A 25,466-nucleotide genomic window follows, 5' to 3' on the forward strand; every position below is an offset into this window, starting at 1 on the left:
ACCCGCGCCTGCCGACCGGCCAGACTCCCGGTCCGATCGGCCCGCCCGGACAGCACGAGGAGCACCGCGAGGCGCGGAGGAGAACGCAGAAGACCCGCAGGCCGGATGTCCGACCTACGGGTCTCGATACTGGAGCCGCCTTCGGGATTCGAACCCGAGACCTACGCATTACGAGTGCGTTGCTCTGGCCATCTGAGCTAAGGCGGCGCGCCGTGCACCCATGGTGCGATCAGCAACGACGGTAAGTCTACACAGTTTCCCGGGGTGCTCCGAACCCGCCCCGGAGGCGTGGGCTCCGGGGCAGGCGGGGCGAGTGGGGCCTACGAGCAGCGCTTGCCGTCCTCCGGGGCGGTGCCGCGCAGCAGGTAGGTGTTGATCGCCGAGTCGATGCAGGTGCTGCCGCGGCCGTAGGCGGTGTGGCCGTCGCCCTCGTAGGTGAGGAGGTGGCCGGAGGAGAGCTGGTCGGACAGGGCCTCGGCCCAGCGGTACGGGGTGGCCGGGTCGCGGGTGGTGCCGACGACCACGATCGGGGTGGCGCCGGCCGCCACGATGCGGTGCGGCTCCCCCGTGGGCTTCACGGGCCAGTACGCGCAGTTCAGGGAGGACCAGGCGAGGCCCTCGCCGAAGACCGGGGAAGCCTTCTCGAACTCGGGGAGCGCGTCGCGCACCTCGTCCGGGGAGGAGAAGGCGGCCGGGAGGTCGAGGCAGTTCACGGCGGCGTTGGCGAACATCAGGTTGCTGTAGCCGCCGTCGGCCTCGCGCTCGTAGTAGCTGTCGGACAGGACCAGCAGGCCGGCGCCGTCCTTCTCCTTCATCGCCGAGGTCAGCGACTCGCGCAGCTGCTGCCAGGCGCCCTCGTCGTACATCGCCGCGATCACGCCGGTGGTGGCGAGGGACTCGGTGAGCCTGCGGCCGTCGGCGTCTCCGGCGGGGAGAGGTTTCGCGTCCAGGTCGTCGAAGAAGGACTTCAGGTTCTTGCCGACCTGGCCGGGGGTGGGGTCCTTGCCGCCGAGGGGGCAGTCCGGCTGCCGCACGCAGTCCTTCGCGAAGGACCGGAACGCGGTCTCGAAGCCCTCCGTCTGCTCCAGGTTCAGGCGGCGGGCGGGCAGGGAGGGGTCCATCGCGCCGTCCAGGACCAGGCGGCCCGCCCGGTCCGGGTACAGGCCGGCATAGGTCGCGCCCAGGAACGTGCCGTACGACGCTCCGACGTAGGTCAGCTTCTCGTCGCCCAGCACCGCACGCAGGACGTCCATGTCGCGCGCCGCCTCGACCGTCGAGACGTGGCGCAGCAACTTCGGCGCGTCGGCTCCGCAGCCCTCGGCGAACCCCTTGTAGGCGTCGACCAGCTCGTCCGTCTCGCCCGCGTCGTCCGGGGTGACGTCGGTCTGCGTGTACGCGTCCATCTCGCGGCCGTCGAGGCACTCGACGGGCTCACTGCGGGCCACGCCCCGCGGGTCGACGGCCACCATGTCGTACTGGGCGCGGACCTTCGCCGGGTAGCCGATGCCCGCGTACTGCTGGAGGTAGCCGATCGCCGAGCCGCCCGGTCCGCCCGGGTTCACCAGCAGCGAGCCGAGCCGCTTGCCCGGCCCCGTGGCCTTCTTGCGGGCCACCGCGAGCCGGACGTCGCCCTCGGCCGGCTCGGCGTAGTCGAGCGGGGCCTTCATGGTGGCGCACTGGAAGCCGGGGACACCGCAGTCGCGCCAGCCGAGCTTCTGCTCGTAGTACGGCGACAGCTCGGCGGGCGTGGTCTTCGGCAGGGGGGCCAGGGTCGCCGTGGCCGCCTCCGTCGCGCCCACCGCCCGTGCCGCGGGGGAGCCGGCGGACGTCGACGCGCCCCCGGCCGAGCAGGCGGTGGCGAGCAGCGCGGCGGCGAGCAGCGCCGTTCGGAAACGGGTGCTGCCGGTGCGGGTCCTGCGATGAGTGCGCCTTGTGTGCATCCAGCGAGCGTAACTCTCCGCGACGACATCATTGCGGTACGTGGTTTGCGTGCCCCGTACGTGTTACCGCGTCAACCGGGTGCGGCCCCGGCACGGTCTTGGAGGGGCGCGCGCTCAGCCCGATCGGAGCGCCATCGTCATCGCCTCCACGGCCAGCAGCGGGGGCACGTTGCGGTCGAGGGCCTCCCCGCAGGCGGCGACCGCCTCGATGCGGCGCAGGGTGGACTCGGGTGTGCTGCCGCGGGCAAGCCGCTCCAGGGCGTCCTCCGCGTCGGCGTTGGCGATCGCCACGCGGGAGCCGAGCTGGAGCGCCAGGACGTCGCGGTAGAAGCCGGTCAGCTCGCTCAGGGCGAGATCGAGGCTGTTGCGCTGGGTGCGCGCCTTGCGGCGTTTCTGGTCGGCCTCCAGGTCCTTGATCACGCCGGCCGTGCCGCGCGGGAGCCGGCCGCCCTGGGCCGCGCCCAGCGCCGCCTTCAGCTCCTCGGTCTCCTTGGCGTCCATCTCCTCGGCGAGCTGCTTGGCGTCCTCCGCCGCGGCGTCGACCAGCTCCTGGGCCGCCTTGAGGGCGCCGCCGACGTCCTCGACCCGCAGCGGCAGCTTCAGCACGGCGGCCCGGCGGTCCCGTGCCGCCTTGTCGGTGGCCAGGCGGCGGGCTCGGTCGATGTGTCCCTGGGTGGCGCGGGCCGCCGCGGCGGCGACGTCCGGTTCGATGCCCTCGCGCCGTACGAGCATGTCGGCGACGGCCTCGACCGACGGCGTGCGCAGGTTCAGGTGGCGGCAGCGGGAGCGGATCGTGGGCAGGACGTCCTCGACGGAGGGGGCGCACAGCAGCCAGACCGTCCGCGGCGCCGGTTCCTCCACGGCCTTCAGGACGGCGTTGGCCGACTTCTCGTTCAGCCGCTCGGCCTCCTCGACGAGGATGATCTGCCAGCGGCCGTTCGCGGGTGAGGTGAACGACTTGCGGACGGTGTCCCGCATGTCCTGGGCGCGGATCTCGGCGCCCATGGCGACCACGGTGCTGACGTCCGCGTGGGTGCCGACCAGCGCCGTGTGGCATCCGTCGCAGAAGCCGCAGCCGGGGACGCCGCCGAGGGCGCGGTCGGGGCTCACGCACTGCAGCGCGGCGGCGAACGCCCGGGCCGTCTGTGCCACGCCGGAGCCGGGCGGGCCCGTGAACAGCCAGGCGTGCGTCATGCTCGTCGCCTGCGGCAGCGGGCCCGCGGCCGCGGCGGCGGTGACGAAGGCGTCGGCGTCCCGGGCAGCGGCGGCGAGCGGCTCGCACACCTTCTCCTGCCCGACGAGGTCGTCCCATACGGTCATGGGTCACGCCGTCCTTCCGTCACACCGGGCCGACCGCACCGAGCGGCCGCGCTGATCCCGTCGCGACCTCCATTGTGCGGGGCGGCACTGACAACGAGGCGGGACCGCCGGGGCACACACCGCCCCGGGCGGTCCCGGTGCTCAGCGTCGTCCCCGTCCCCTGCCCGGGCCGCGGCCGTCGTCGTCGCGGCCGTCCTCGCCCTCGTCGTGCGGTCCCAGCAGCTCGTCCGCCAGCGTCGGCAGGTCGTCCAGCGGGGTCTCCTCGGCCCAGTCGGAGCGGCGCCTGCGGGACGGCGGTGCCTGGTCGGGGTCGATCTGGGGCAGCTCGCGCGTACGGTCCTGGGCGTCCTCGGCCGGGTCCTCCTCGCGGAAGTAGCCCGGCGGGACCCGGTCGGCGGGGTCGTCCCCGCGTACGGGCGGCAGGACGGCCGTCTCGTCGGCGGCTCCCGGCGGCGGCACGGGCGGCAGGACCGCCGTCTCCTCGGCGTCCCGCGGCTCCACCGCCGGAAGCACCGCCGTCTCGTCCACCGCGCGGGACGGCACCGGCGGCATGGGCAGCTCGGTCGTCACCTCGGACTCGGACTCGCCGGACGCCCGGCCGCCGCCCTTCGCCTCGTCGGCCGCGTCGTCGGGCGTGTCCCGCACCGGACGCAGTACCGCCGTGTCCTCCACCGGTCCGCCGGAGGCGTTGGTCGGGGTCACGATCGGGGTCGGCACCGTCACCGCGTCGGTGGGGGTGGAGGCGGCCGGCTTCCGGTGGGGTGCGTCCGCCGCCTCGGGGGCGGCGGACTTGGGGCCGGCCGCGGCCGCGGCCGCCGCCTGCTCCGCCGCCCGGCGCGCCTCCTCGGCCCGCAGCAGGGCCTCCTCGGCCTTGCGCTGCTTCTCCAGGCGCCTGGCCTCGGCCTCGGCGCGCAGCCGCTCCTCCTCCTCGGCCTGCTTGCGGCGCCGCTCCTCCTCGGCCCGCAGCCGTGCCTCCTCCTCGGCGCGCGCCTTCTCCTCCGCGAGGAGCCGGGCCCGCTCCTCCTCGGCCTTGCGGCGTGCTTCCTCGGCCCGCCGCCGGGCCTCCTCGGCCTGCCGCTCGGCCTCGCGCCGCTGTGCCTCCTCCAGCTCGCGCCGCTTGCGCTCCTCCTCCTCGGCGCGCACCCGCGCCTCCTCCGCGAGGCGCTCGCGCTCCAGGCGCTCCTCCTCGGCCTTGCGGGCGGCCTCCTCCTCGGCCTTGCGGCGGGCTTCCTCCTCGGCCTTGCGACGCGCCTCCTCCTGGGCCTTGATCTCGGCCTCGGACAGCGGCAGCACCTGGTCGAGCCGGTGGCGTACGGCGGTGCCGACGGCCTCCGGCTCCTGGCCGGCGTCCACGACGAGGTAGCGCCCGGGGTCGGCGGCGGCCAGGGTGAGGAAACCGGAGCGCACGCGCGCGTGGAACTCGGCGGGCTCCGACTCCAGCCGGTCCGGCGCCTCGGTGAACCGCTCGCGCGCGGCCTCCGGCGACACGTCCAGCAGGACGGTCAGGTGCGGCACGAGCCCGTTGGTGGCCCAGCGGTTGATACGGGCGATCTCGGTCGGCGACAGGTCGCGTCCGGCGCCCTGGTAGGCGACCGAGGAGTCGATGTAGCGGTCGGAGATGACCACGGCACCGCGCTCCAGGGCGGGCCGGACCACGGTGTCGACGTGCTCCGCGCGGTCGGCGGCGTACAGCAGCGCCTCCGCGCGGTGCGAGAGTCCGGCGCTGGAGACGTCCAGCAGGATGGAGCGCAGGCGCTTGCCGACCGGGGTGGCCCCGGGCTCGCGGGTGAGCACGACCTCGTGCCCCTTGCCGCGGATCCACTCGGCGAGGGCCTCGGCCTGGGTGGACTTGCCGGCGCCGTCGCCGCCCTCCAGGGCGATGAAGAAACCGGTCGCGGCGGGCGTCGGCACCGGGTCGTCGCCGCCGAGCAGCGCGTCCCGCAGGTCGTGCCGCAGCGGCACGCCGGAGCGGTCGTCGACCTTGGCCAGGACCAGCGCGGCCAGCGGCAGCAGCAGGGCGCCGAGCAGCATCAGGACGAACGCGGCGCCGCCGTGGGCGAAGACGAACTTGCCGTTCTCCAGCCGGTGCGGTCCGATCGCCGCGGCCACGACCGGCCCGACGACCGCGCCGAGCGCCACGCCGACCCGGACGACCGCGTGCAGGTGCTCGGTGGTCCGTGCCCTGCGGTGGTCCTCGGTCTCCTGGTCGAGCAGCGCGTGCCCGGTGTTCGCGGCCACGCCCGCGCCGACCCCGGCCAGCACGAGGAGCAGCAGCACGGTGGTGTCGTCCGGGACGAGCCCGGAGGCCAGCAGGGTGACGCCGGCGAAGGCGATGGCCAGGGCGAGCAGCCGCCGGCGGGACAGGGAGGGCAGCAGGGCGGGGGCGGTGCGGATGCCGACGACGACGCCGCCGGTCAGCGCGCCCACCGTCAGGCCGTACAGCACGGGGCCGCCGCCCAGATCCTTGGCGTGCAGCACCGCCACGGCGACCGTGGCGGCCACCACCGAGGCGACCGCGGCGCAGGCGGACACCAGCAGCGGGAGCACTCCGGTGCGGCCCTTGTCGACGACGCTGCCGCTCTTGGGGCGGCGCAGGCCCTCCAGCGGCGACCGCGCGCGCGGGGTGCGCACCGCGGGCAGCTCCAGGAAGCTCAGCACGGACAGGGACGCGGCGAACAGCCCGGCCGCGACGTACGAGCCGAGCGCCGCCTGGTGCTCGGCGAACCAGTCGACGCCGGCGCCCAGGAGGTTGTTCAGGAGCCCCGCGACGACCAGTACGACGGCCGCGAGGGGGATCGCCACGAAGCTCGTGCGCAGCGACAGGCGGCGCAGCGCGTCCATGTGGTCCGGCAGCGGCCGTACCGTGGCGCCCTCCAGGGGCGGGGCGGGCAGCAGCGCCGGGGCCGCGCTCTCCCGGCACACCGTCCAGAAGCGCTCGGCGACGCCGGTGACGAAGACGGTCACCAGGAGGACGGCGAGCGCGTCGTCGGGCGTCCAGTCGATCCACAGCGGCGCGACGATCAGCAGCGCGGCCCGCAGCCCGTCGGCGCCGACCATGGTCCAGCGCCGGTCGAGCGGCCCGTCCTGCGAGGTGAGTGAGGTCAGGGGCCCGAGCAGCACCGCGCCGAAGAGCAGCGTCGCCAGGATGCGGACGCCGAAGACGGTCGCCACTGCGAACGCCACGCCCCGGTAACCCCCGCCGAACGAGCCCGCGCCGATCGCGGCCTGGACGGCGAGGAGGACCAGCACCAGCAGGGCGAGGATGTCGCCGACACCCCCCACGAGCTGTGCGCTCCACAAACGCCTCAGCTGCGGACGGCGCAGCAAGGCGCGGACGGCGCGCTCGCGGGAGTCCGCGACCAGGGCGTCGTCCGGGGCGGAGTGAGGGGCCGTTGGCTGCTCGGCTCGCGTCATGCGTTCAGCCTATCGGTCGCCGCCGACAGTCCGGTGGGCGCGGCCGGACGTACGCACGCCCCGACACCGAAATGATGCCGGGGCGTTCGTTTTGCGAAGAGCGTGCGCGGCGCGGAAGGGGCGCCGCACGGCGGTTCGCGGATTTCTGAGCCGGACTCAGCCCTCGGACGCCTTCGACGCGGCCGTCTTCTTGGCCGCCGTCTTCGCCGTGCTCTTGGCGGCGGTCTTCTTGGCCGCCGTGGTCTTCGCGGCGGCCGTCTTCTTGGTCGTCGCCGCCTTCTTGGCCGGGGCCTTCTTGGCGGCCGTCTTCTTCACGGCCTTCTTCGCCGTCTTCTTGGCGGGCCCCTTGGCGCGCTTCTCGGCCAGCAGCTCGTAGCCGCGCTCGGGCGTGATCTCCTCGACGCTGTCGCCGGAGCGCAGCGTCGCGTTGGTCTCGCCGTCGGTGACGTACGGACCGAAGCGGCCGTCCTTGACGACGACGGGCTTCTCGCTGACCGGGTCGGTGCCCAGCTCCTTCAGCGGCGGCTTGGCCGCGGCCCTGCCACGCTGCTTGGGCTGGGCGTAGATCGCCAGCGCCTCCTCCAGCGTGATGTCGAAGAGCTGCTCCTCGGTCTGGAGGGACCGCGAGTCCGTGCCCTTCTTCAGGTACGGGCCGTAGCGGCCGTTCTGCGCGGTGATCTCCACGCCCTCCGCGTCGGTGCCGACGACCCGCGGCAGCGACATGAGCCTCAGGGCGTCGTCGAGGGTCACCGTGTCCAGCGACATCGACTTGAACAGTGAGGCGGTGCGCGGCTTCACGGCGTTCTTGCCGGTCTTCGGAGTGCCCTCGGGGAGCACCTCGGTGACGTACGGGCCGTAGCGGCCGTCCTTGGCGACGATGGCGTGGCCGGTGGCCGGGTCGGTGCCCAGCTCGAAGTCGCCGCTCGGCTTGGCCAGCAGCTCCTCCGCCAGCTCCACGGACAGCTCGTCGGGGGCCAGGTCCTCGGGCACGTCGGCACGCTGGTGGTTCTCGGAGTCCTTCTCGCCGCGCTCGACGTAGGGGCCGTAGCGCCCGACGCGCAGCACGATGTCGTTGCCGACGGGGAAGGAGGACACCTCGCGGGCGTCGATCGCGCCGAGGTCGGTGACCAGTTCCTTGAGGCCGCCGAGGTGGTCCCCGTCGCCGTTGCCCGCGTCGGCCGCGCCGCCGCCCGCGCCGTCGCCCGCGCCGAAGTAGAAGCGCCGCAGCCACGGCACGGCCTGGGCCTCGCCGCGCGCGATGCGGTCGAGGTCGTCCTCCATCCTGGCGGTGAAGTCGTAGTCGACGAGCCGCCCGAAGTGCTTCTCCAGGAGGTTGACCACGGCGAAGGAGAGGAAGGACGGGACGAGGGCCGTGCCCTTCTTGAAGACGTAGCCGCGGTCCAGGATGGTGCCGATGATCGACGCGTACGTCGACGGGCGGCCGATCTCGCGCTCTTCCAGCTCCTTGACCAGCGACGCCTCGGTGTAGCGGGCCGGGGGCTTGGTGGCGTGGCCGTCGACCGTGATCTCCTCGGCCGTCAGCGCGTCGCCCTCGGCGACCTGGGGCAGGCGGCGCTCGCGGTCGTCCAGCTCGGCGTTCGGGTCGTCGGCGCCCTCGACGTACGCCTTGAGGAAGCCGTGGAAGGTGATGGTCTTGCCGGAGGCGCTGAACTCGACGTCCCGGCCGTCGGAGGCGGCGCCGCCGATCTTCACCGTGACGCTGTTTCCGGTCGCGTCCTTCATCTGGGAGGCGACGGTCCGCTTCCAGATCAGCTCGTACAGCTTGAACTGGTCGCCGGTCAGACCGGTCTCGGCGGGCGTGCGGAAGCGGTCGCCTGAGGGGCGGATCGCCTCGTGCGCCTCCTGCGCGTTCTTGACCTTGCCGGCGTACGTGCGCGGCTGGGGCGGCAGGTAGTCGGCGCCGTACAGCTGCGTCACCTGGGCGCGGGCGGCGGAGACCGCCGTGTCGCTCAGGGTCGTGGAGTCCGTACGCATGTAGGTGATGTAGCCGTTCTCGTACAGTTTCTGGGCCACCTGCATGGTCGACTTCGCCCCGAAGCCGAGCTTGCGCGAGGCCTCCTGCTGGAGCGTCGTCGTACGGAACGGGGCGTACGGCGAGCGGCGGTACGGCTTGGACTCGACGGAGCGGACCGCGAACCGGGTGTTCTCCAGCGCGGCGGCGAGCGCGCGGGCGTTCGCCTCGTCGAGGTGGAGGGTGTTCGCGCTCTTGATCTGCCCCAGGGAGTCGAAGTCGCGGCCCTGCGCGACACGCCGTCCGTCGACCGTCTGGAGGCGGGCGACCAGCGACGACGGGTCGGAGGCGTCTCCCGCGCGGCCGGTGGCGAAGGTGCCGGTGAGGTCCCAGTACTCGGCGGAGCGGAACGCCATGCGCTCGCGTTCCCGCTCGACGACGAGCCGGGTGGCGACGGACTGGACACGGCCGGCCGACAGGCGCGGCATGACCTTCTTCCACAGGACCGGCGAGACCTCGTAGCCGTAGAGGCGGTCGAGGATGCGGCGGGTCTCCTGGGCGTCGACGAGCTTCTGGTTCAGCTCGCGCGGGTTGGCGACGGCGGCGCGGATCGCGTCCTTGGTGATCTCGTGGAACACCATGCGCTTGACCGGGATCTTCGGCTTGAGGACTTCCTGGAGGTGCCAGGCGATGGCCTCGCCCTCGCGGTCCTCATCGGTGGCGAGGAAGAGTTCGTCGGAGTCCTTCAGCAGGTCCTTGAGCTTCTTGACCTGGGACTTCTTGTCGGCGTTGACCACATAGATGGGCTGGAAGTCGTGTTCGACGTCCACGCCGAGGCGGCGGACCTCGCCGGTGTACTTCTCCGGTACCTCCGCCGCGCCGCTGGGAAGGTCGCGGATGTGCCCGACGCTCGCCTCGACGACGTAGCCAGGGCCGAGATAGCCCTTGATCGTCTTCGCCTTGGCGGGCGACTCGACGATGACGAGTCGTCGGCCGCCCTTCGCGGTCTCGCTGGTCGGGGACAACTTCGCTCTTCTCTCCGGTCGACGCTGGGCCTTCCCAGGGCGTGGTCCCGGGTCGGGTCGTTCTGTGTTTCGATCGTGACGCTGCGGAGTGTGACGGTACCTCCCGCCCCCGTGTCAAACGGGAAAAGCCCGCAACGGCCACTCGAACGGTAACCCGACGAACCCTGTTCCTGCCGCCCGGAGTGCCCACCTGCCCCGACGCACGTATCCGGAGTGCGATCCCCCGATTACCCGGGCGGCGACCCGTCCGGGGTCCGGAACCGGCCGTTCACACCTGCGTCAGGCACCAGGCCCCGAGGCCCAGCGCGACCACGGCGGCGACGCTCGCGACGGTCACCGATGCGACGGGGCTCACACCGTGCGCGACGGGTCGGCCGTGCCGCACCCGCGTCGCGGTCCACACCAGCAGACCGGCCCCGAACAGGGCGAACACCAATCCCGTGAAGATCGCCGGCCCGCTCTCCATGATCCCCCGTGCCCCTTTTCTCCAGCCCGCGCGTGTCCAGCCCCGGGGAGGCTGTCACGCGCGGGCGGCGGGCAGGCGAACCCGAGGTGAACGGGGAGCCGACGGGTCCGCCGGGTGTGGTCGGGCCTCCCGGTTCCCCGTGCGCCGGGTGGGGCGGGCGGCGCGAACGGCCGCGGAAAAAGAAATGGGTGAGCGCACCCACGCCCGGCGGCCGGGCCGACTACGCCGGTTCGAGGAAGCCCTGCTCCACCAGCAGCCGGATCTGCGCGGGCGTACGGTCGCGCAGGGCCACCGGGTCCTCGCCCACCAGCTGGGCGATGGCGTCCAGGATGCGTCCCGCGCTCATGGTGCCGTCGCAGACGCCCGCGAAACCGGCGCCGACCGTGTCGACCCGGGTGGCCCGGCGCATGCCGCGGTTCTGGCGCAGGACGACGTGCTCCGGGTCCTCGGCGCCGGGCAGCCCGACCTGCTCCTGGACGACCTCGCCCGCCAGCGTGAAGTGCGCCTCCAGCAGGGCCGCGTCGTCGTGGGAGCGAAGGTAGTCGACGCGGTCGAAGTGGGCGCGCACGGTCTCGCCGAGCGGCTGCTCGATCGGGTGCGGCCACTCCTCGGCGACGACCGAGGGCTCGGCGGCCCCGGTCCGGCGCAGCGTGATCCAGCCGAAGCCGACGGCCTTGACCTTGCGCGCCTCGAACTCGTCCAGCCACGCGTCGTACCGCGCCTGGTAGTCGGCCGGGTCACCGCGGTGGTCGCCCGCGTCCCGCAGCCACAGCTCGGCGTACTGGGTGACGTCCTGCACCTCGCGCTGCACGATCCAGGCGTCGCAGCCGCGCGGCACCCAGGAGCGCAGCCGGTCCGTCCAGTCCTCCCCCTCCACGTGCTGCCAGTTGGCGAGGAAGTGCGCGAACCCGCCCTCGTTCAGGCGCTCCCCCGTCTGCTGAACGAGCGAGCGGCACAGATCGTCCCCGCTCATCCCGCCGTCGCGGTAGGTGAGCCGGGCACCGGGCGAGATCACGAACGGCGGGTTGGAGACGATGAGGTCGTACGTCTCGTCGTCGGCGACCGGCTCGTACAGGGAGCCTTCGCGCAGGTCGGCGGCCGGGGCTCCGGACAGGGCGAGGGTGAGCGCGGCGATGTGCAGCGCGCGCGGGTTGACGTCGGTGGCCGTCACGCGCGTGGCGTGCGCGGCGGCGTGCAGCGCCTGGATGCCGGAGCCGGTACCGAGGTCGAGGGCGGCGGAGACGGGCGTACGCACGGTGAGGCCCGCCAGGGTCGTCGAGGCGCCGCCGACGCCGAGGACGACGCCCCGGGCGTGTCGGCCGATGCCACCGGCGCCGCCGACCGCGCAGCCGAGGTCGGAGACGATGAACCAGTCCTCGCCGTCGGCCCCGCCGTACGGCCGTACGTCCACGGTGGCCGCGACCTCGTCGTCGCCCGCGCGGTCGAGCCATCCGCTCTCCAGGCAGGCGTCGACGGGCAGGACGTCCGCCACGCGCGCGCGGGGGACGGGTTGCTGGAGCAGGAACAGCCGGACGAGCAGTTCCAGCGGCGTGTCGCCGCGGGTCGCCCGGAGCGCGGGCACGGTCTCGCTGCGCGACAGCGCCGCGTACGCGGGGGCGCCGAGCAGCTCCAGCAGTCCGTCGGCGGTGAAGGACGCCCCGAGCAGGGCGTCCCGCAGCCGGGCGGTGACGTCGGGGCGGTCGGCGGAGGGCAGGGGGGACAGGCTGGCGTTACTCACACCCCCATTGTGGCCCGGCGGTCACCGCCCCGCCCCGCGTCCGCGTGGGGACGCCCGTCCCGTCAGCCCTCGGCGGCCGACGGCGTCACCGAGGCCGACTTGCAGCTGGCCTGCTTGGCCATCGCCTTGCCGACGTCGCCCTCCTCCAGGGTCTTCAGCGCGTTGCTGCCGCTCTTGCTGAGCTTGTTCAGCTCGGTGGCGATGTCCTTGAGGCCGTCGGCGAACTTGGCCTGGTCCTTGGTGTCGAGCTCCTCCACCTGCTTGCGCAGGGAGGCGTAGGACGAGGAGAGGCCGTTCAGCTCGGTGACCGCGTCCTTCTGCTTCTTCTCGCCGTCGTCGACGTCCGGGGGACCGGCCTTCTGCACGGTGGCGCCCATCGCCTTGTAGGCGTCGGACATGTCCTGGAACGCCTTCGCGTCGGTCTTCTGGACCTCGGCGGGGGTGCTGTTGTCCGAGGTCTCCTTCTGGATCGCCGCGTTGGCCGCCTCGATCTTCTTGGCCTGCGGCTGCACGCCCTGGCAGACGTCCTTGGCCCAGGAGTCCAGCTTCTCGTTGTCGTCGCTGCTGCTGCATCCCGTCAGCGCCAGTACCAGTACCGCACCGCCGGACAGTGCGGCCGCGAGCTTCTTGTTCACCGGATTGGTCCCTTCCATGGCTCTCGGCCCCGGAACATACACGCCGGATGGAGGACATCGACCGGACGAACATCCGTTAAGACCGTATTGAAGCCATTTGCACCAAGAGAGAGAAGGCTCACGGTGACGGGTGCGCGCACGCGCGGAACGGGCGGACGACGCGTCAACACGCGCCCTCCGCCCGTCCATTGGGCAGCACCCCGCCAGAGGCCGTACGGCGGCCCCGGCGGCGGGATCTACGAAACCACCGCCGGATCTGCCGACTTGGGTTCCGGGTCGGAGTTGTCCTCGTCACCCATGGCGATCCCGCGCCGCTTGGACACGTAGACCGCCGCCGCGATCACGACGAACGCGACCACGGCGATCATCACCCGTACGCCGGTGCTCTTGTCGGTTCCGTAGGAGAACTTGATGACCGCGGGGGCGATGAGCAGCGCCACCAGGTTCATGACCTTGAGCAGCGGGTTGATCGCCGGACCCGCGGTGTCCTTGAACGGGTCGCCGACCGTGTCGCCGATCACGGTGGCGGCGTGGGCCTCACTGCCCTTGCCGCCGTGGTGACCGTCCTCGACGAGTTTCTTGGCGTTGTCCCAGGCGCCACCGGAGTTGGCGAGGAACACCGCCATCAGCGTGCCGGCGCCGATCGCGCCCGCCAGGAACGCGCCGAGCGCGCCCACGCCGAGCGTGAACCCGATGAAGATGGGTGCCATCACGGCGAGCAGACCGGGCGTGGCGAGTTCCCGCAGGGCGTCCCTGGTACAGATGTCGACGACCTTGCCGTACTCGGGTTTCTCGCTGTAGTCCATGATCCCGGGCCGTTCCCGGAACTGCCGGCGCACCTCGAAGACCACCGCGCCCGCCGACCGCGACACCGCGTTGATCGCCAGCCCCGAGAAGAGGAAGACGACCGCCGCTCCCGCGATGAGCCCGACGAGGTTGTTGGGCTGCGAGATGTCCATCATCAGGTTCATCGGCGCGCCCTCGCCGCTGAGTTTCTCGCCCACGTCCGCCGCGCCGGTGGTGATGGCGTCGCGGTACGACCCGAACAGCGCCGCCGCCGCGAGGACGGCGGTGGCGATGGCGATGCCCTTGGTGATGGCCTTGGTGGTGTTGCCGACGGCGTCCAGGTCGGTGAGCACCTGAGCACCGGCGCCCTCGACGTCGCCGGACATCTCCGCGATGCCCTGCGCGTTGTCGGAGACCGGCCCGAAGGTGTCCATGGCGACGATGACGCCGACCGTGGTGAGCAGGCCGGTGCCGGCCAGCGCCACCGCGAACAGCGCCAGCATGATCGACGTACCGCCGAGCAGGAAGGCCCCGTAGACGCCGAGCCCGATCAACAGGGCCGTGTAGACGGCGGATTCGAGGCCGAGCGAGATCCCGGCGAGGACGACGGTGGCGGGACCGGTGAGCGAGGTCTTGCCGATGTCCTTGACGGGGCGCCGGGTGGTCTCGGTGAAGTAGCCGGTGAGCTGCTGGATCAGGGCGGCGAGCACGATGCCGATCGCGACCGCGACCAGCGCGAGGATCCGCGGGTCGCCGCTCCTGCCCGCGATCGCCGCGTCGGTGACGCCGTCCAGGTCGGCGTACGAACCGGGCAGATAGACGAAGACGGCGACCGCCACAAGGACCAGCGAGATCACCGCGGAGAGGAAGAAGCCCCGGTTGATCGCGCTCATGCCGCTGCGGTCGGACCGCCGTGGCGCCACCGCGAAGATGCCGATCATCGCCGTGATCACGCCGATCGCCGGGACCAGCAGCGGGAACGCCAGCCCGGCGTCGCCGAAGGCCACCTTGCCGAGGATCAGCGCGGCCACCAGGGTGACCGCGTAGGACTCGAAGAGGTCGGCCGCCATGCCCGCGCAGTCGCCGACGTTGTCGCCCACGTTGTCGGCGATGGTCGCGGCATTGCGCGGATCGTCCTCCGGAATGCCCTGCTCGACCTTTCCGACCAGGTCGGCGCCGACGTCGGCGGCCTTGGTGAAGATGCCGCCGCCGACGCGCATGAACATCGCGATCAGCGCGGCACCGAGGCCGAAGCCCTCCAGCACCTTCGGCGCGTCGGCCGCGTACACCAGCACCACGCAGCAGGCGCCCAGCAGGCCGAGCCCCACCGTGAACATGCCGACGACGCCGCCCGTACGAAACGCGATCTTCGTCGCTTTGTGCGAGACGAGAGTGAGATCCTTTTCCGGTTCGCCGGGGGCCGGTGTCGCTTCCCGCGCCGCCGCGGCGACGCGCACATTGCTGCGCACGGCGAGCCACATACCGATATAGCCGGTGGCCGCCGAGAACGCCGCGCCGATCAGGAAGAAGATCGAACGTCCGGCACGTTGATTCCAGTCGTCCGCGGGCAGCAGCATGAGCAGGAAGAACACGACGACGGCGAATACGCCGAGCGTGCGCAACTGCCGGGCCAGGTAGGCGTTCGCGCCTTCCTGTACGGCCGCTGCGATCTTCTTCATGCTGTCGGTTCCCTCGCCCGCCGCGAGCACCTGGCGCACCAGGACACCGGCGAGCACCAGCGCGGCCAGGGCGACGACCGCGATGACCGCGACCAGCACGCGGTTCGAGTCGGTCAGCACGGCGGCTGCGAGGTGGGAGGGATCGCCCAACTGATGAGGGGTGGAAAGCTCCGCCATTCGTCCTCCTTGACGCTTGGGCTGAGCTCAAGATGTGGACGGGATTGTAGGTACCGGAACCTGATCAAAACAGTGCACGACAAATGGAATTGAGCTGTCAACCGCAAGGGGCCCGGAAGTAGTAATGCCCCTCCGGCATTAATGCCGTGATCCATTCGGTGATCAGCTCGGGGGTCCGATCGCTGATCCGATCGGTGACCCGTTTGCTGATCAATTTCTGTGCGATTGATCGTGAAGGAATTCACTTGGCGCACGCACGATCCCAATGTATGTCCGCACATGACAAAGGGCCCCACCAGGTGGGGCCCTTTGGGTGATACGGGGGTCGACGCAGCGATCAGACCGGCGGCAGCACCGCCGGCGTGGTCGGCCAGGTCATGCGGATCAGCCCGCCGCCCTCGCCCGCCGTGACCTCCACGTCGTCCACGAGCCCGCTGATGACCGCGAGGCCCATCTGGTCCTCCTCGGCCTCCAGCTCGTCGGCGGCGCCCCCCGAGGTCTTGATCCCGGGGACCGCGTGCGGCGCCTCGTCGCCGACCTCGATGGAGAACTGCTTCTCCTCCTCGATCAGCGCCACCTTGACCGGCGCCGTGATGCCGACGTGCTGATGCAGGCCCACGGCCCGGGTGCAGGCCTCGCCGACGGCGAGCCTGACCTCGTCGAGGACGGCCTCGTCCACTCCGGCCCTGCGCGCCACCGCAGCCGCCACCAGACGGGCGGTGCGGACGTGCTCGGGCAGCGCGCTGAAGCGGAGTTCGACGGTGGCCATGCATCCCCCTCGGAACTACGGGCGTGCTTTCGGGGGTCCGGGCCGCCGACAGCCCGGACCCCCCTCGTTCTCTTGCTGCCCCGGGCCGCACAGGACCCGGGGCCGGTCGTCAGTCGGTGGCCGCCACCGCTTCCTCGACCGAGGTGTGAATGGGGAACACCTTGGTGAGGCCGGTGATACGGAAGATCTTGAGAATGCGCTCCTGGTTGCAGACCAGCCGCAGCGAGCCCTCATGGGCACGCACCCGCTTCAGTCCACCCACCAGCACGCCGAGCCCTGTGGAGTCGAGGAAGTCCACGCCCTCCATGTCGACGACGAGGTGGAAACTCCCGTCGTTCACGAGCTCGACCAGCTGCTCACGCAGCTTGGGCGCGGTGTATACATCAATTTCGCCACCGACCTCGACGACCGTACGATCGCCGACGGTACGGGTCGACAGGGACAGGTCCACGGATCCTCCAGCACCTTGCTATCGAGCGGTCGTCCCTCGGGACACCTCGGCTTGAAGCCCCCAGGACGGTTCGCCAGCCGCGATGGCATTCAATCACTTACCGGCAGGCGTGCACGACGCCTTGGTCCCATTGTCCGTCACGCCAGTGACAGACTCGGTGCCGATGGCCAAGAATCACCGACCCGATCGATCCCCGGCGGAGCCCGGCTCCCGGCCGGAACCGGGCATGCTCCTGGACCGGCTCGCCGCGGGACCGAGCCGGGCTGCGCGCATCACTCATACGGAGCACTTGCCCCCACGTGCGGGCCGTCATGCCCTCTGGCCGGACCGGATTAGACCGGAGGTGCTGGCCGCGGTGCTGGCCGCGGGCATCGAACACCCCTGGGCCCACCAGGCACGCGTGGCCGAGCACGCCCTCGACGGCGACTCGGTGGTCGTCGCCACGGGCACCGCGTCCGGCAAGTCCCTGGCCTATCTGGTGCCGGTCCTGTCGGCCCTGGTGGATGGCTCCGAGGCGCCGAACGGGCGCGGCGCCACCACCCTCTACCTCGCCCCCACCAAGGCGCTGGCGGCCGACCAGTGCCGGTCGGTGAAGGAACTTTCACAACCTCTCGGCACGTCCGTCCGGGCCGCTGTCTACGACGGCGACACCCCGTTCGAGGAACGCGAGTGGATCCGCCAGTACGGAACGTACGTCCTGACCAACCCGGACATGCTGCACCGCGGCATCCTGCCCTCCCACTCCCGCTGGTCGTCGTTCCTGAAGGCGCTCAAGTACGTCGTCATCGACGAGTGCCACACCTACCGCGGCGTCTTCGGCTCCCACGTCGCCCAGGTGCTGCGCAGACTGCGAAGACTGTGTGCCCGCTACGGCGCGTCGCCCGTGTTCCTGCTCGCCTCCGCCACCGCCGCCCAGCCCGCGGTGGCGGCCCGCCGGCTCACCGGGCTCCCGGTGATCGAGGTCGCCGACGACGCGTCACCGCGCGGTGAACTGGTGTTCGCCCTCTGGGAACCGCCGCTGACCGAACTGGAGGGCGAGAAGGGCGCACCGGTCCGCCGTACGGCCACCGCGGAGGCCGCCGACCTGCTCACCGACCTCACCGTCCAGGGCATGCGCTCGATCACCTTCGTACGGTCCCGGCGCGGCGCGGAGCTGATCTCCGTGATCGCCCAGGAACGTCTGGCCGAGGTCGACCGCTCCCTGGTCCGGCGGGTGGCGGCGTACCGCGGCGGCTACCTCCCCGAGGAGCGCCGCGCCCTGGAACGCGCCCTGCACTCCGGCGACCTCCTCGGCCTCGCGGCGACGAACGCCCTGGAACTCGGCCTCGACATCTCCGGCCTGGACGCCGTGGTGATCGCCGGGTACCCGGGCACGCGGGCCTCGCTGTGGCAGCAGGCGGGCCGGGCGGGCCGAGCCGGACAGGGGGCGCTGGCCGTGCTGGTCGCCCGTGACGACCCGCTGGACACCTTCCTCGTCCACCACCCGGAGGCCCTGTTCGACCAACCGGTGGAATCCACCGTCCTGGACCCCGACAACCCGTACGTCCTCGCCCCCCACCTGTGCGCGGCGGCGGCGGAACTGCCCCTGACCGAGGAGGACCTGAAGCTCTTCGGTCCCGCCTGCGAGGAGCTGCTGCCCCAGCTGGAGGCGGCGAAGCTGCTGCGCCGGCGGACCCGGGCCTGGCACTGGACACGCCGTGAGCGGGCCGCCGACCTGACGGACATCCGCGGCGAGGGCGGACGCCCGGTCCAGGTCGTCGAGGAGGGCACGGGACGGCTGCTGGGCACCGTGGACGCCGGTGCCGCCCACACGACCGTCCACGAGGGCGCCGTGCACCTCCACCAGGGGCGCACGTACCTCGTCCGCTCCCTCGACCTGGAGGACTCCGTCGCACTGGTCGAGCAGGCCACCCCCGCCTACTCGACGGTGGCCCGCGACACGACGGCGATCTCGGTCCTGGAGACCGACGTCGAGGTCCCCTGGGGCGACGGGCGCCTCTGCTACGGCTCCGTCGAGGTCACCAACCAAGTGGTCTCCTTCCTGCGGCGGCGCCTGATCACCGGTGAGGTCCTGGGCGAGACGAAGCTCGACCTCCCTCCCCGGACGCTGCGCACGCGCGCGGTGTGGTGGACGGTCACCGAGGACCAACTGGACGCGGCCCGGATCAACCCGGAGATCCTCGGCGGGGCCCTGCACGCCGCGGAGCACGCCTCGATCGGCATGCTGCCCCTGTTCGCGACCTGCGACCGCTGGGACATCGGCGGCGTGTCGGTCCCCCTGCACCCGGACACCCTGCTGCCGACGGTCTTCGTGTACGACGGCCACCCCGGAGGCGCGGGCTTCGCCGAGCGCGCCTTCCACACCGCCCGCGACTGGCTCACGGCCACCCGGGAGGCCATCGCCTCCTGCGAGTGCGACGCGGGCTGTCCGTCGTGCATCCAGTCCCCCAAGTGCGGCAACGGCAACGATCCGCTGCACAAACGGGGGGCCGTACGGCTCCTCACGGTGCTGCTGCGGGGGGCGGCGGAGGCGGAGTAGGCGGTGCGGAGGGCAGAGGCGGCGGGGCTGGTGCGGGTGACGTGAGCGGGGCGGGGCCCGCCCTCGCCCGGACCTCCGCCGTGAACGGGCCCCTGCCCGAGGCCGCCGTCACGTCCGAGACCTGCTCGGTGATCACGCACCTCACCAACCTCACCCCCTGCGCCCGCGCGACGCCGCTCGCCCTCTCGCACGCCGTCGTGCCGCCCTGTGCCCAGTGGTCCGCCGCCGCGAGGGCCGCCAGATCGGCGCCGCCGGCCGCGCGATGGCGGGCCACGACGGCCTGCCCCAGGGCCAGCACCACGCCGAACACCACGCACAGAACGGCGATGGCGGCAACGCTCCACACGGTCGCCGAGCCCCGGTCGGAGGCGCTGCGGAGGAGAGCCGCGGGGGCCGAGGCAGGTGCCGGGGCGGCGGGTGCGGGCGCGGCAGCAGGCACGAGGATCGAGGCAGGCGTGGAGACGTCGGCCTGGTTGTGGTCGCCCGCAGGGTCGGGGCCGGTCCCGGTCCCGACCCTGGCTCCGGTGCTGCCCCGGCCGGTTGCCGACCGGGGCGGGGCTCCGCCCCTCACGGCTCCGCCCTCACCGGTTCCGCGGCCGCCGGCTCCGTCCCCGGCGGCTGCTCCGCCGAGGCCACGGCCTCTTCCCGTACCTCGAAGGGCAGCCCGTGCAGGGCCGGTGGGTCGGCCACCACGACCACGCGGACCAGCCCCGCCTCCCGGCTGACCGTGACCCGCGCCCCGCGCGGAGCCGCCTCGCGGGCCACCTCCACGACGGCGTCGTCCGGGTCCTGTCGTGCCGCCGCGCGGGCGCCCGTCCGGGCCGCGTCCACGCACTGGATCTGGGCGGCCACCACGAGCAGCCCCCACACCAGCGCCATCGCGAACACCACCAGCACGGGCACTACCACGGCCGCCTCCGCCGTCACGAAGCCGCTGTCCTGTCCGCTGCCAGGGGCCCGTGCCTTCGCCCTCGCCGCCCGCTCACATCCGCGCATTGAGTGCCCCCTTCACGATGCCCTGCAACTCCGCGCTGACCGTGCCGCTGGTCACGACCTTGTAGAGGACGACGGCGAAGGCCACCGCGGCGACGATCCCCATCGCGTACTCGGAAGTGACCATTCCCGCGTCCCGCCGAAGGGCCTGCCGCACGGCCCGCCTCCGCAGCGCCGTACCCACTCCGCACACCAGGGCACACAGCCGTGCCCGTACCACCTGATACATCGCAACCCCCGTAAGGCTTGATCCTGTTGTTCACTCGCCCGCCCGTCGCTCGTGCGCCGGACACTCACTCGCCGGCCCTGCCGTCGGCCCGGCCCCATCCCTCAGCCACCGCCTCCCCCACGCCCCAGCACCCCGCCGGCCAGCCCGATGACCACCGGCAGCACGCCCACCGCGATGAACGCGGGCAGAAAGCACAGCCCCACCGGCACGGTGACCATGACGGCCGCCCGACGGGCCCGGGCCGCCGTGGTGCGGGCCCAGTCGGCACGGGCCTGGGCGGCGAGCCGGGCGGCCGGACCCGCCGCGGGCAGGCCGGACACCTCGGCCCGCTCCAGCAACCGCGCCAGGGGGACGGCCCCCGCGAGGGCGGCCAACCCGCGCCAGGCGCCGTCCGGTTCGCCGCCGAGGCGCACCTCCGCGGCGCCGCGTCCCAGTGCGTCCCCGACCGGTCCGCCCAGGGCGTCGCCGACCGCCCGCGCCGCGGCGGCCGGGCTCGCGCCCGCCGCGACGCAGGCCGCCAGCAGGTCGGCCGCCAACGGAAGTTGGCGGGCGGCCTCCGCGGCAGCGGCCTCCGCCGCCGACGTACCGGCCGCCGAACGCCGGGCACTCCAACGCCACAGCGCGGCCGCGCCGACCAGGCCCACCAGGACCCCGACCGCACCGCCGACCACGGCCCAACCGGCGCCCACCGTGCCGACCAACGGCAGCCATGGGCGAACGGTGCTCAGCACCTCGGCACGGCGCGCGGCGGGACGAGCCGGTTCCGGTGCCAGCAGGCCGGTGAGCCGCTTGCGCACCCCGCGCTCCCGCCGGGCGGCCACGAGACCGCGCGTCAGCCAGCCGGCGACCAGCACCGTCCCCACCACTGCCCCCAGCCTGTGGACAAGGTCGCCGTTCACGACGCCGCCTCCGCCCCGCGCACGATCCGCGCCACCCACCACACGCCCAGGCTCTCCAGAACCCCACCGGCCAGCAGACAGCCCAGCCCGGCTCCGGTGTGCAACAGCACGTGCAGCGGATCGGACCCAAGGGCCACGCCGAGCAGGAGCCCGAGGACCGGCAGGCCGGCGAGCATCACGGCCGTGGCCCGGGCGCCCGCCAACTGGGCGCGCAGATCGGAGCGCTGGTCCCGCTCGGCACGCAATGCGCCCTCCAGCCGGTCGAGACCGGCCGCGAGTCCCGCACCCTGGTCGACCGCGACCCGCCAGCACGCCGCGAGTCCGCGCAGCCCTTCGGCGCCGGGCTGTCCGGCCGCCGCCGCCAGCGACCCGGGGACGTCCCCGCCGAACCGGGCCGCCGCCAGCACCGCCGCCTGCGCGTCACCCAGCCCGCCGGAGTCGTGCGCGGCGCACAGGAGCGCCTCGCCCGGTTGTCGTCCCGCCCGCACCTCCCCGGCGAGCGACCCGCACAGGGCGATCACCGCGTCCTGCCGACGCTCCCGGGCCCGCCGCTCCCGGCCGGCCAGCCGCGCCCGCCGCAGCACCGGCACGCCGGCCGCCCCCGCGACGACCGGCAGCAGCGAATGGCCCAGGAGCGCCAGCACCAGCCCGGCCGCCGGTGACCACCACTCGGGCCTCAGCCGGCCACGGACCCGCCGCAACCCGTCCGTCATCCGGCGCGCCGGGGGTGGCCCGGCACTACCCGCTCCACCCGACCCGTCGGTCCCGTCAGTCCCGCTCGTCCTGCCCGTTCTGCCCGTTCCGTCCGTTCGGCCCGTTCGGCCTTCGGCGAGCACCGTCCGAGCCCGCCGTAGGCCCGAGTGCCACCCACCGGCCAGCCAGGCGGCCGCTCCCAGGCACACCAGGGCCACGCCCGTCGACAGCTCGCCCGCCCCCGGCACGCCCGTCCCCGTCGCGCTCAGCACCCCTGCACCTCCCGTCCGACAGCCCGCTCCTCGAACTCCGCACCGCGCAACAGCTCCCGCAGCCGCTGCCAGCCGCGTTCGGCCACGAAGGCCTCCGCTCCCCATCGCAGCGCGGGCACGGTCCGCACCAGCCCCGACGGGTCCCGCTCCAGGACGTGCACCTCGGCGATCCGGCGCCGACCCGCGCGGTCACGGACCAGGTGGAGGACCACCGAGAGGGCCGCCGCGAGCTGACTGTGCAGAGCCGCACGGTCCAGGCCCGCGACCGTGCCGAGCGCCTCGAGGCGGGCCGGTACGTCCATGGCCGCATTGGCGTGCACCGTCCCGCACCCGCCTTCGTGCCCCGTGTTCAACGCGGCGAGCAGATGGACCACTTCGGGACCGCGCACCTCGCCCACGACCAGCCGGTCCGGTCGCATCCGCAGCGCCTGGCGCACCAGGTCCTCCAAGGTGACCAGACCCGCGGCCTCCTGGTTCGCCGGTCTGGTCTCCAGACGGACGACGTGTGGATGGTCGGGTCGCAGCTCCGCCGAGTCCTCGGCCAGCACGATGCGCTCGTCCGGTCCGACGAGCCCGAGCAAAGCGCTGAGCAGCGTCGTCTTCCCGAACCTGAGACAATGACACCTCTACTGAGGCAGACTCAGGACATGAAGAGCACCCAGACGGGGGACGCCCGGACGCGCGCGGTCATCTACGTCCGCATCAGCCAGGACCGCACCGGCGCCGGCCTCGGCGTCGACCGGCAGCGCGAGGACTGCGAGGCCCTCGCCGAGCGGAACGGCTGGGAGGTCGTCGAGGTGTACGTCGACAACGACGTGTCCGCCTACCGCAAGGGCGCCAAGCGCAAGGGCTACCAGCGCATGCTCGCCGACCTCGACGACGGCAAGGCCACCGTCGTCATCGTCTGGCACACCGACCGACTCCACCGGTCTCCCCTCGAGCTGGAGGGGTACATCAACCTGTGCGAGCAGCGCGGCGTGACCACGCACACCGTGCAGGCCGGGGAGCTGGACCTGGCCACGTCTTCTGGGCGCTTCGTGGCCCGGATGCTGGGCAACGTCGCCAGGCACGAATCGGAGCACAAGGCGGAACGCGTCTCCCGTGCCCGGCAGCAGAAGGCGCTCGCCGGCGAGTGGATGGGCGGGATTCGCCCGTTCGGATGGGGTCTCCCCACGGGGGAGATGCGCACCAAGGTCGACCGGAAGACGGGCGAGGAGACCGAGGTGCCCGCGCTGGACATGATGAAGGCCGTGCCCGAAGAGGCCGAGGCGCTGCGCTTCTGGACGGACGAGATCCTCTCCGGCGCCTCGATCCGGTCCCTGGTTCAGTGGTGCGCGCACAAGGGCGTCCTGACCACGCGAGGGAACGCTGTCTCCCACACCGACATGCGGGACATGCTGCTACGCCCGAGGAACGCCGGAATCGCCGTCTACAGGGGCGAGGAGGTCGGCCGGGGGAAGTGGGAGCCGATCGTCGACGAGGCGAAGTACAGGGCCGTCGTGGCTATCCTGAAGGACCCCGCGCGGACGACGACGCCGGGCGCGACGCCGAAGTGGCTGGGCTCGCTGCTGTACCGGTGCGGCCGCGGCGACTGCACCCAGTACGTGTTCGTCACCCAGTCCGGCGGTCGCCGGTTCCCGTCATACCGGTGCCAGACCGGGCACGGCGGCGGCCGGCGCGCCGAGGTCGTCGACCAGTACGTGGAGGACACGGTCGTGGAGCGGCTGTCCCGGCCGGACGCTCACGAGCTGCTGGAGCCCGCTCCAGAGGGCGTGAACGTGGCTGCACTGCAGGCGGAGGGCGAGCAGATCCGCGCGCGGATGCGGGACCTCGGCGGCCTGTTCGGTGCGGGCCAGCTCGAGCTGGGGCCGTTCACGGAAGGGATGGAGACGGCTCGCGCTCAGCTGGACGGCGTGACGCGGCAGCTGGCGCGCGCGGCGACCGCAGATCCGCTGGCCGGCTTGGTGGGGGCGCCGGACGTGCGGGCGGCGTGGAAGGCGCTGGAGCTGGACCGGCAACGGTCGGTGCTGCGGGCCCTAGTCGAGGTGACGCTGAAGACGCCACGGCCGGGCCGGATGCCGGACGGCGGGTACTTCGACTACGACGCTGTGGCTTTTCGCTGGAGGCGGGGCCCTGCCTAGCCGTTCTTGGGCTTCTTGCGTCGGACAACCCGCCGTCGCGGTTTACCCTCAGCCACTTGCTTGGACGCCGAGCCACGCGAAACGCCACCGGACGCGCCGTTGAGCTCCAAGGCGTACTGCTCAATTAGAGCCGTGGGGTCAATCCCATACGCCCGTGCAAGAACGCGAATATATCCACGCACATAAACGGCCTGATTCTCGTGATCACTGACCCATGAATCAAAGTCGTTGCGTTCGATGGCATCAATTACTTCCGGTTGAATGCGCGTCAACATATGCACGTCGTCAAGCGTCATATCGAGCCGCTTCCGCGCATCTGCCAATTGTGCTCCGATGGTCAAAATCTGCCACTCACCACCACCGTTGGATTCATGCACATACTGCGTTTGCATAATCGGGTCTTCACCCATCGCCGTGCGGAGAGAATCGATGCGGCCGAGGAGGTAATGATATTGCCGCTCCAGCTCAGCCTTAACGTTCGTGACTTGCTGAAGCCGCATGAAAGCAGTCTCAGCAGCCAGTCGGGCGTCCTCCGCTCTTCTCCTGGCTTGCAGGTGCTCAAGAGTGGCCTGGTTCGTCTGCGTCCCCGCCTCAAAGATCCGGCGCTCCACAGCCTTCGCTTCGGCCTGCAACTCCTCCGCAGTGGGCAGCTTCGATAGCTCCTCGGGCGCTTCGTCATCGAAGGCAGACCCTAGGATCCATCCCACAGTGGTTCCCAGAGCGGCCGCAATTGCTTTAGCCTCCCGCATTCGCAGAAGGCGCGTGCCATCTTCCAGTCTCGCGAGATCCCCGGCATCGAGTTCTACATCTGCCACAGAGACCCTATTAGCCAATTCCTCCAGTGGCACATCATGCAACTTCCGGTATCGCTTCATCTGCCTCACGAACGAATCTTGCGCCATCCAGCCAGATTCCGTGAGCTCCAGATCCAGGCCGGGCGACGCCAAGTCAAGAGTGGGGGGCCCTGCCTCCACTTCCTCTTGACCCTGCTCTCGCGGCACACGAAAAAGAGCGTCCTGACCTAGAACAACATCCGGCTCAGCCCCCGCAAGGATTTCCCTCACAGCGTCTGGCGGCCACCCAAGGACGCGAGCGACTCGAAGTAGGCCGGCAGGAATCCGTCGACTCTTGGTAGCGCGTCCGCGCTCGTAGTTACTGATCGTGTTCGGCGAGTTTGCCGTGCGCTCAGCCAGCTCTGCCTGGTCCATCCCCATCGCACGGCGCGCCTCGGCGATGCGCTCACCAAGGACACCCCAGTTCTCTTCCGGCCATGCATCCGTATCCATGACTCCTCATCCTCTCGCAACGCTGCCCAACGTTACTCACAA

Annotated in this window: 18 protein-coding genes, 1 tRNA gene and 1 pseudogene; 2 read left to right on the plus strand and 18 right to left on the minus strand. The window is 72.1% G+C overall.

What is annotated here, in order from left to right:
* Positions 1 to 130 precede the first annotated feature (130 nt).
* From ACZ56V_RS12865 to bldG, 11 genes are all read right to left on the minus strand, one after another.
* Positions 131 to 207: transfer RNA gene (locus tag ACZ56V_RS12865), tRNA-Thr, on the minus strand.
* Positions 208 to 320: 113 nt separating this feature from the next.
* Positions 321 to 1,940, minus strand: a complete 1,620-nt coding sequence (locus ACZ56V_RS12870) for an alpha/beta hydrolase (protein WP_468941812.1) — start codon at positions 1,938 to 1,940, stop codon at positions 321 to 323.
* 114 nt (positions 1,941 to 2,054) lie between these two features.
* Positions 2,055 to 3,260, minus strand: coding sequence for a DNA polymerase III subunit delta' (locus tag ACZ56V_RS12875; protein WP_356363217.1), 1,206 nt, complete (start codon positions 3,258 to 3,260; stop codon positions 2,055 to 2,057).
* Positions 3,261 to 3,401: 141 nt separating this feature from the next.
* A complete protein-coding gene (gene tmk / locus ACZ56V_RS12880; RefSeq protein ID WP_468941816.1) occupies positions 3,402 to 6,674 on the minus strand; it encodes a dTMP kinase in 3,273 nt (1,090 codons plus the stop codon).
* 156 nt (positions 6,675 to 6,830) lie between these two features.
* A complete protein-coding gene (gene topA, locus ACZ56V_RS12885; protein WP_467379015.1) occupies positions 6,831 to 9,671 on the minus strand; it encodes a type I DNA topoisomerase in 2,841 nt (946 codons plus the stop codon).
* A gap of 268 nt (positions 9,672 to 9,939) precedes the next feature.
* Entirely contained in the window at positions 9,940 to 10,137 is a 198-nt protein-coding gene (locus ACZ56V_RS12890) for a hypothetical protein (RefSeq protein ID WP_356363225.1), read from the minus strand.
* 220 nt (positions 10,138 to 10,357) lie between these two features.
* The gene (locus ACZ56V_RS12895; RefSeq protein ID WP_398911723.1) at positions 10,358 to 11,875 is read right to left on the minus strand and encodes a DUF7059 domain-containing protein; all 1,518 of its coding nucleotides are present in this window, start codon (positions 11,873 to 11,875) and stop codon (positions 10,358 to 10,360) included.
* A gap of 62 nt (positions 11,876 to 11,937) precedes the next feature.
* Complete coding sequence (locus ACZ56V_RS12900; protein WP_104632076.1) at positions 11,938 to 12,528, minus strand: nucleoside/nucleotide kinase family protein; 591 nt, start codon at positions 12,526 to 12,528, stop codon at positions 11,938 to 11,940.
* Between the two features lie 218 nt (positions 12,529 to 12,746).
* Positions 12,747 to 15,152 (minus strand): sodium-translocating pyrophosphatase, encoded by a 2,406-nt coding sequence (locus ACZ56V_RS12905; protein WP_468941822.1) that lies wholly within the window; start codon positions 15,150 to 15,152, stop codon positions 12,747 to 12,749.
* Between the two features lie 337 nt (positions 15,153 to 15,489).
* Positions 15,490 to 15,921 carry an ATP-binding protein gene (locus ACZ56V_RS12910; protein ID WP_467379014.1) on the minus strand — a complete coding sequence of 144 codons (432 nt, stop codon included), beginning with the start codon at positions 15,919 to 15,921 and terminating at the stop codon, positions 15,490 to 15,492.
* Between the two features lie 109 nt (positions 15,922 to 16,030).
* A complete protein-coding gene (gene bldG / locus ACZ56V_RS12915; protein ID WP_003975386.1) occupies positions 16,031 to 16,372 on the minus strand; it encodes an anti-sigma factor antagonist BldG in 342 nt (113 codons plus the stop codon).
* Between the two features lie 82 nt (positions 16,373 to 16,454).
* Here bldG and ACZ56V_RS12920 point away from each other — a divergent pair, with 82 nt between their 5' ends.
* Positions 16,455 to 18,911: a DEAD/DEAH box helicase gene (locus ACZ56V_RS12920; RefSeq protein ID WP_468941827.1), complete on the plus strand. Its 2,457-nt coding sequence runs from the start codon at positions 16,455 to 16,457 to the stop codon at positions 18,909 to 18,911.
* Here ACZ56V_RS12920 and ACZ56V_RS12925 read toward each other — a convergent pair.
* From ACZ56V_RS12925 to ACZ56V_RS12950, 6 genes and pseudogenes are all read right to left on the minus strand, one after another.
* Positions 18,874 to 19,257, minus strand: a complete 384-nt coding sequence (locus ACZ56V_RS12925; protein WP_467379040.1) for an Rv3654c family TadE-like protein — start codon at positions 19,255 to 19,257, stop codon at positions 18,874 to 18,876. The genes ACZ56V_RS12920 and ACZ56V_RS12925 overlap by 38 nt on opposite strands.
* 221 nt (positions 19,258 to 19,478) lie before the next feature.
* The gene (locus ACZ56V_RS12930; RefSeq protein ID WP_468941830.1) at positions 19,479 to 19,907 is read right to left on the minus strand and encodes a TadE family type IV pilus minor pilin; all 429 of its coding nucleotides are present in this window, start codon (positions 19,905 to 19,907) and stop codon (positions 19,479 to 19,481) included.
* The gene (locus ACZ56V_RS12935; RefSeq protein WP_356363242.1) at positions 19,894 to 20,133 is read right to left on the minus strand and encodes a DUF4244 domain-containing protein; all 240 of its coding nucleotides are present in this window, start codon (positions 20,131 to 20,133) and stop codon (positions 19,894 to 19,896) included. The genes ACZ56V_RS12930 and ACZ56V_RS12935 overlap by 14 nt, the downstream gene beginning before the upstream one ends.
* 101 nt (positions 20,134 to 20,234) lie before the next feature.
* Positions 20,235 to 21,032, minus strand: coding sequence for a type II secretion system F family protein (locus ACZ56V_RS12940; RefSeq protein WP_398911717.1), 798 nt, complete (start codon positions 21,030 to 21,032; stop codon positions 20,235 to 20,237).
* Positions 21,029 to 21,973 carry a type II secretion system F family protein gene (locus ACZ56V_RS12945; RefSeq protein WP_468942661.1) on the minus strand — a complete coding sequence of 315 codons (945 nt, stop codon included), beginning with the start codon at positions 21,971 to 21,973 and terminating at the stop codon, positions 21,029 to 21,031. The genes ACZ56V_RS12940 and ACZ56V_RS12945 overlap by 4 nt, the downstream gene beginning before the upstream one ends.
* Positions 21,974 to 21,990: 17 nt before the next feature.
* Positions 21,991 to 22,602 (minus strand): annotated as a pseudogene (locus tag ACZ56V_RS12950) (ATPase, T2SS/T4P/T4SS family); the annotation flags it as partial.
* 42 nt (positions 22,603 to 22,644) lie between these two features.
* Here ACZ56V_RS12950 and ACZ56V_RS12955 point away from each other — a divergent pair.
* The gene (locus tag ACZ56V_RS12955; protein WP_468941835.1) at positions 22,645 to 24,138 is read left to right on the plus strand and encodes a recombinase family protein; all 1,494 of its coding nucleotides are present in this window, start codon (positions 22,645 to 22,647) and stop codon (positions 24,136 to 24,138) included.
* Here ACZ56V_RS12955 and ACZ56V_RS12960 read toward each other — a convergent pair.
* Positions 24,135 to 25,424 (minus strand): helix-turn-helix domain-containing protein, encoded by a 1,290-nt coding sequence (locus tag ACZ56V_RS12960; RefSeq protein WP_468941837.1) that lies wholly within the window; start codon positions 25,422 to 25,424, stop codon positions 24,135 to 24,137. The genes ACZ56V_RS12955 and ACZ56V_RS12960 overlap by 4 nt on opposite strands.
* Between the last annotated feature and the right edge of the window lie 42 nt (positions 25,425 to 25,466).

It is taken from the genome of Streptomyces sp. NPDC034099, from assembly GCF_055575415.1.

Bases quoted from the DNA above. Each gene is read 5' to 3' on its own strand.
- ACZ56V_RS12890 (WP_356363225.1), bottom strand. From the start codon at position 10,137: ATGGAGAGCGGGCCGGCGATCTTCACGGGATTGGTGTTCGCCCTGTTC.
- ACZ56V_RS12910 (WP_467379014.1), bottom strand. From the start codon at position 15,921: ATGGCCACCGTCGAACTCCGCTTCAGCGCGCTGCCCGAGCACGTCCGC.
- ACZ56V_RS12930 (WP_468941830.1), bottom strand. From the start codon at position 19,907: ATGCGCGGATGTGAGCGGGCGGCGAGGGCGAAGGCACGGGCCCCTGGC.
- ACZ56V_RS12905 (WP_468941822.1), bottom strand. From the start codon at position 15,152: ATGGCGGAGCTTTCCACCCCTCATCAGTTGGGCGATCCCTCCCACCTC.
- ACZ56V_RS12935 (WP_356363242.1), bottom strand. From the start codon at position 20,133: ATGTATCAGGTGGTACGGGCACGGCTGTGTGCCCTGGTGTGCGGAGTG.
- ACZ56V_RS12875 (WP_356363217.1), bottom strand. From the start codon at position 3,260: ATGACCGTATGGGACGACCTCGTCGGGCAGGAGAAGGTGTGCGAGCCG.
- ACZ56V_RS12870 (WP_468941812.1), bottom strand. From the start codon at position 1,940: ATGCACACAAGGCGCACTCATCGCAGGACCCGCACCGGCAGCACCCGT.
- ACZ56V_RS12900 (WP_104632076.1), bottom strand. From the start codon at position 12,528: ATGGAAGGGACCAATCCGGTGAACAAGAAGCTCGCGGCCGCACTGTCC.
- ACZ56V_RS12955 (WP_468941835.1), top strand. From the start codon at position 22,645: ATGAAGAGCACCCAGACGGGGGACGCCCGGACGCGCGCGGTCATCTAC.
- tmk (WP_468941816.1), bottom strand. From the start codon at position 6,674: ATGACGCGAGCCGAGCAGCCAACGGCCCCTCACTCCGCCCCGGACGAC.
- ACZ56V_RS12960 (WP_468941837.1), bottom strand. From the start codon at position 25,424: ATGGATACGGATGCATGGCCGGAAGAGAACTGGGGTGTCCTTGGTGAG.
- ACZ56V_RS12920 (WP_468941827.1), top strand. From the start codon at position 16,455: ATGGCATTCAATCACTTACCGGCAGGCGTGCACGACGCCTTGGTCCCA.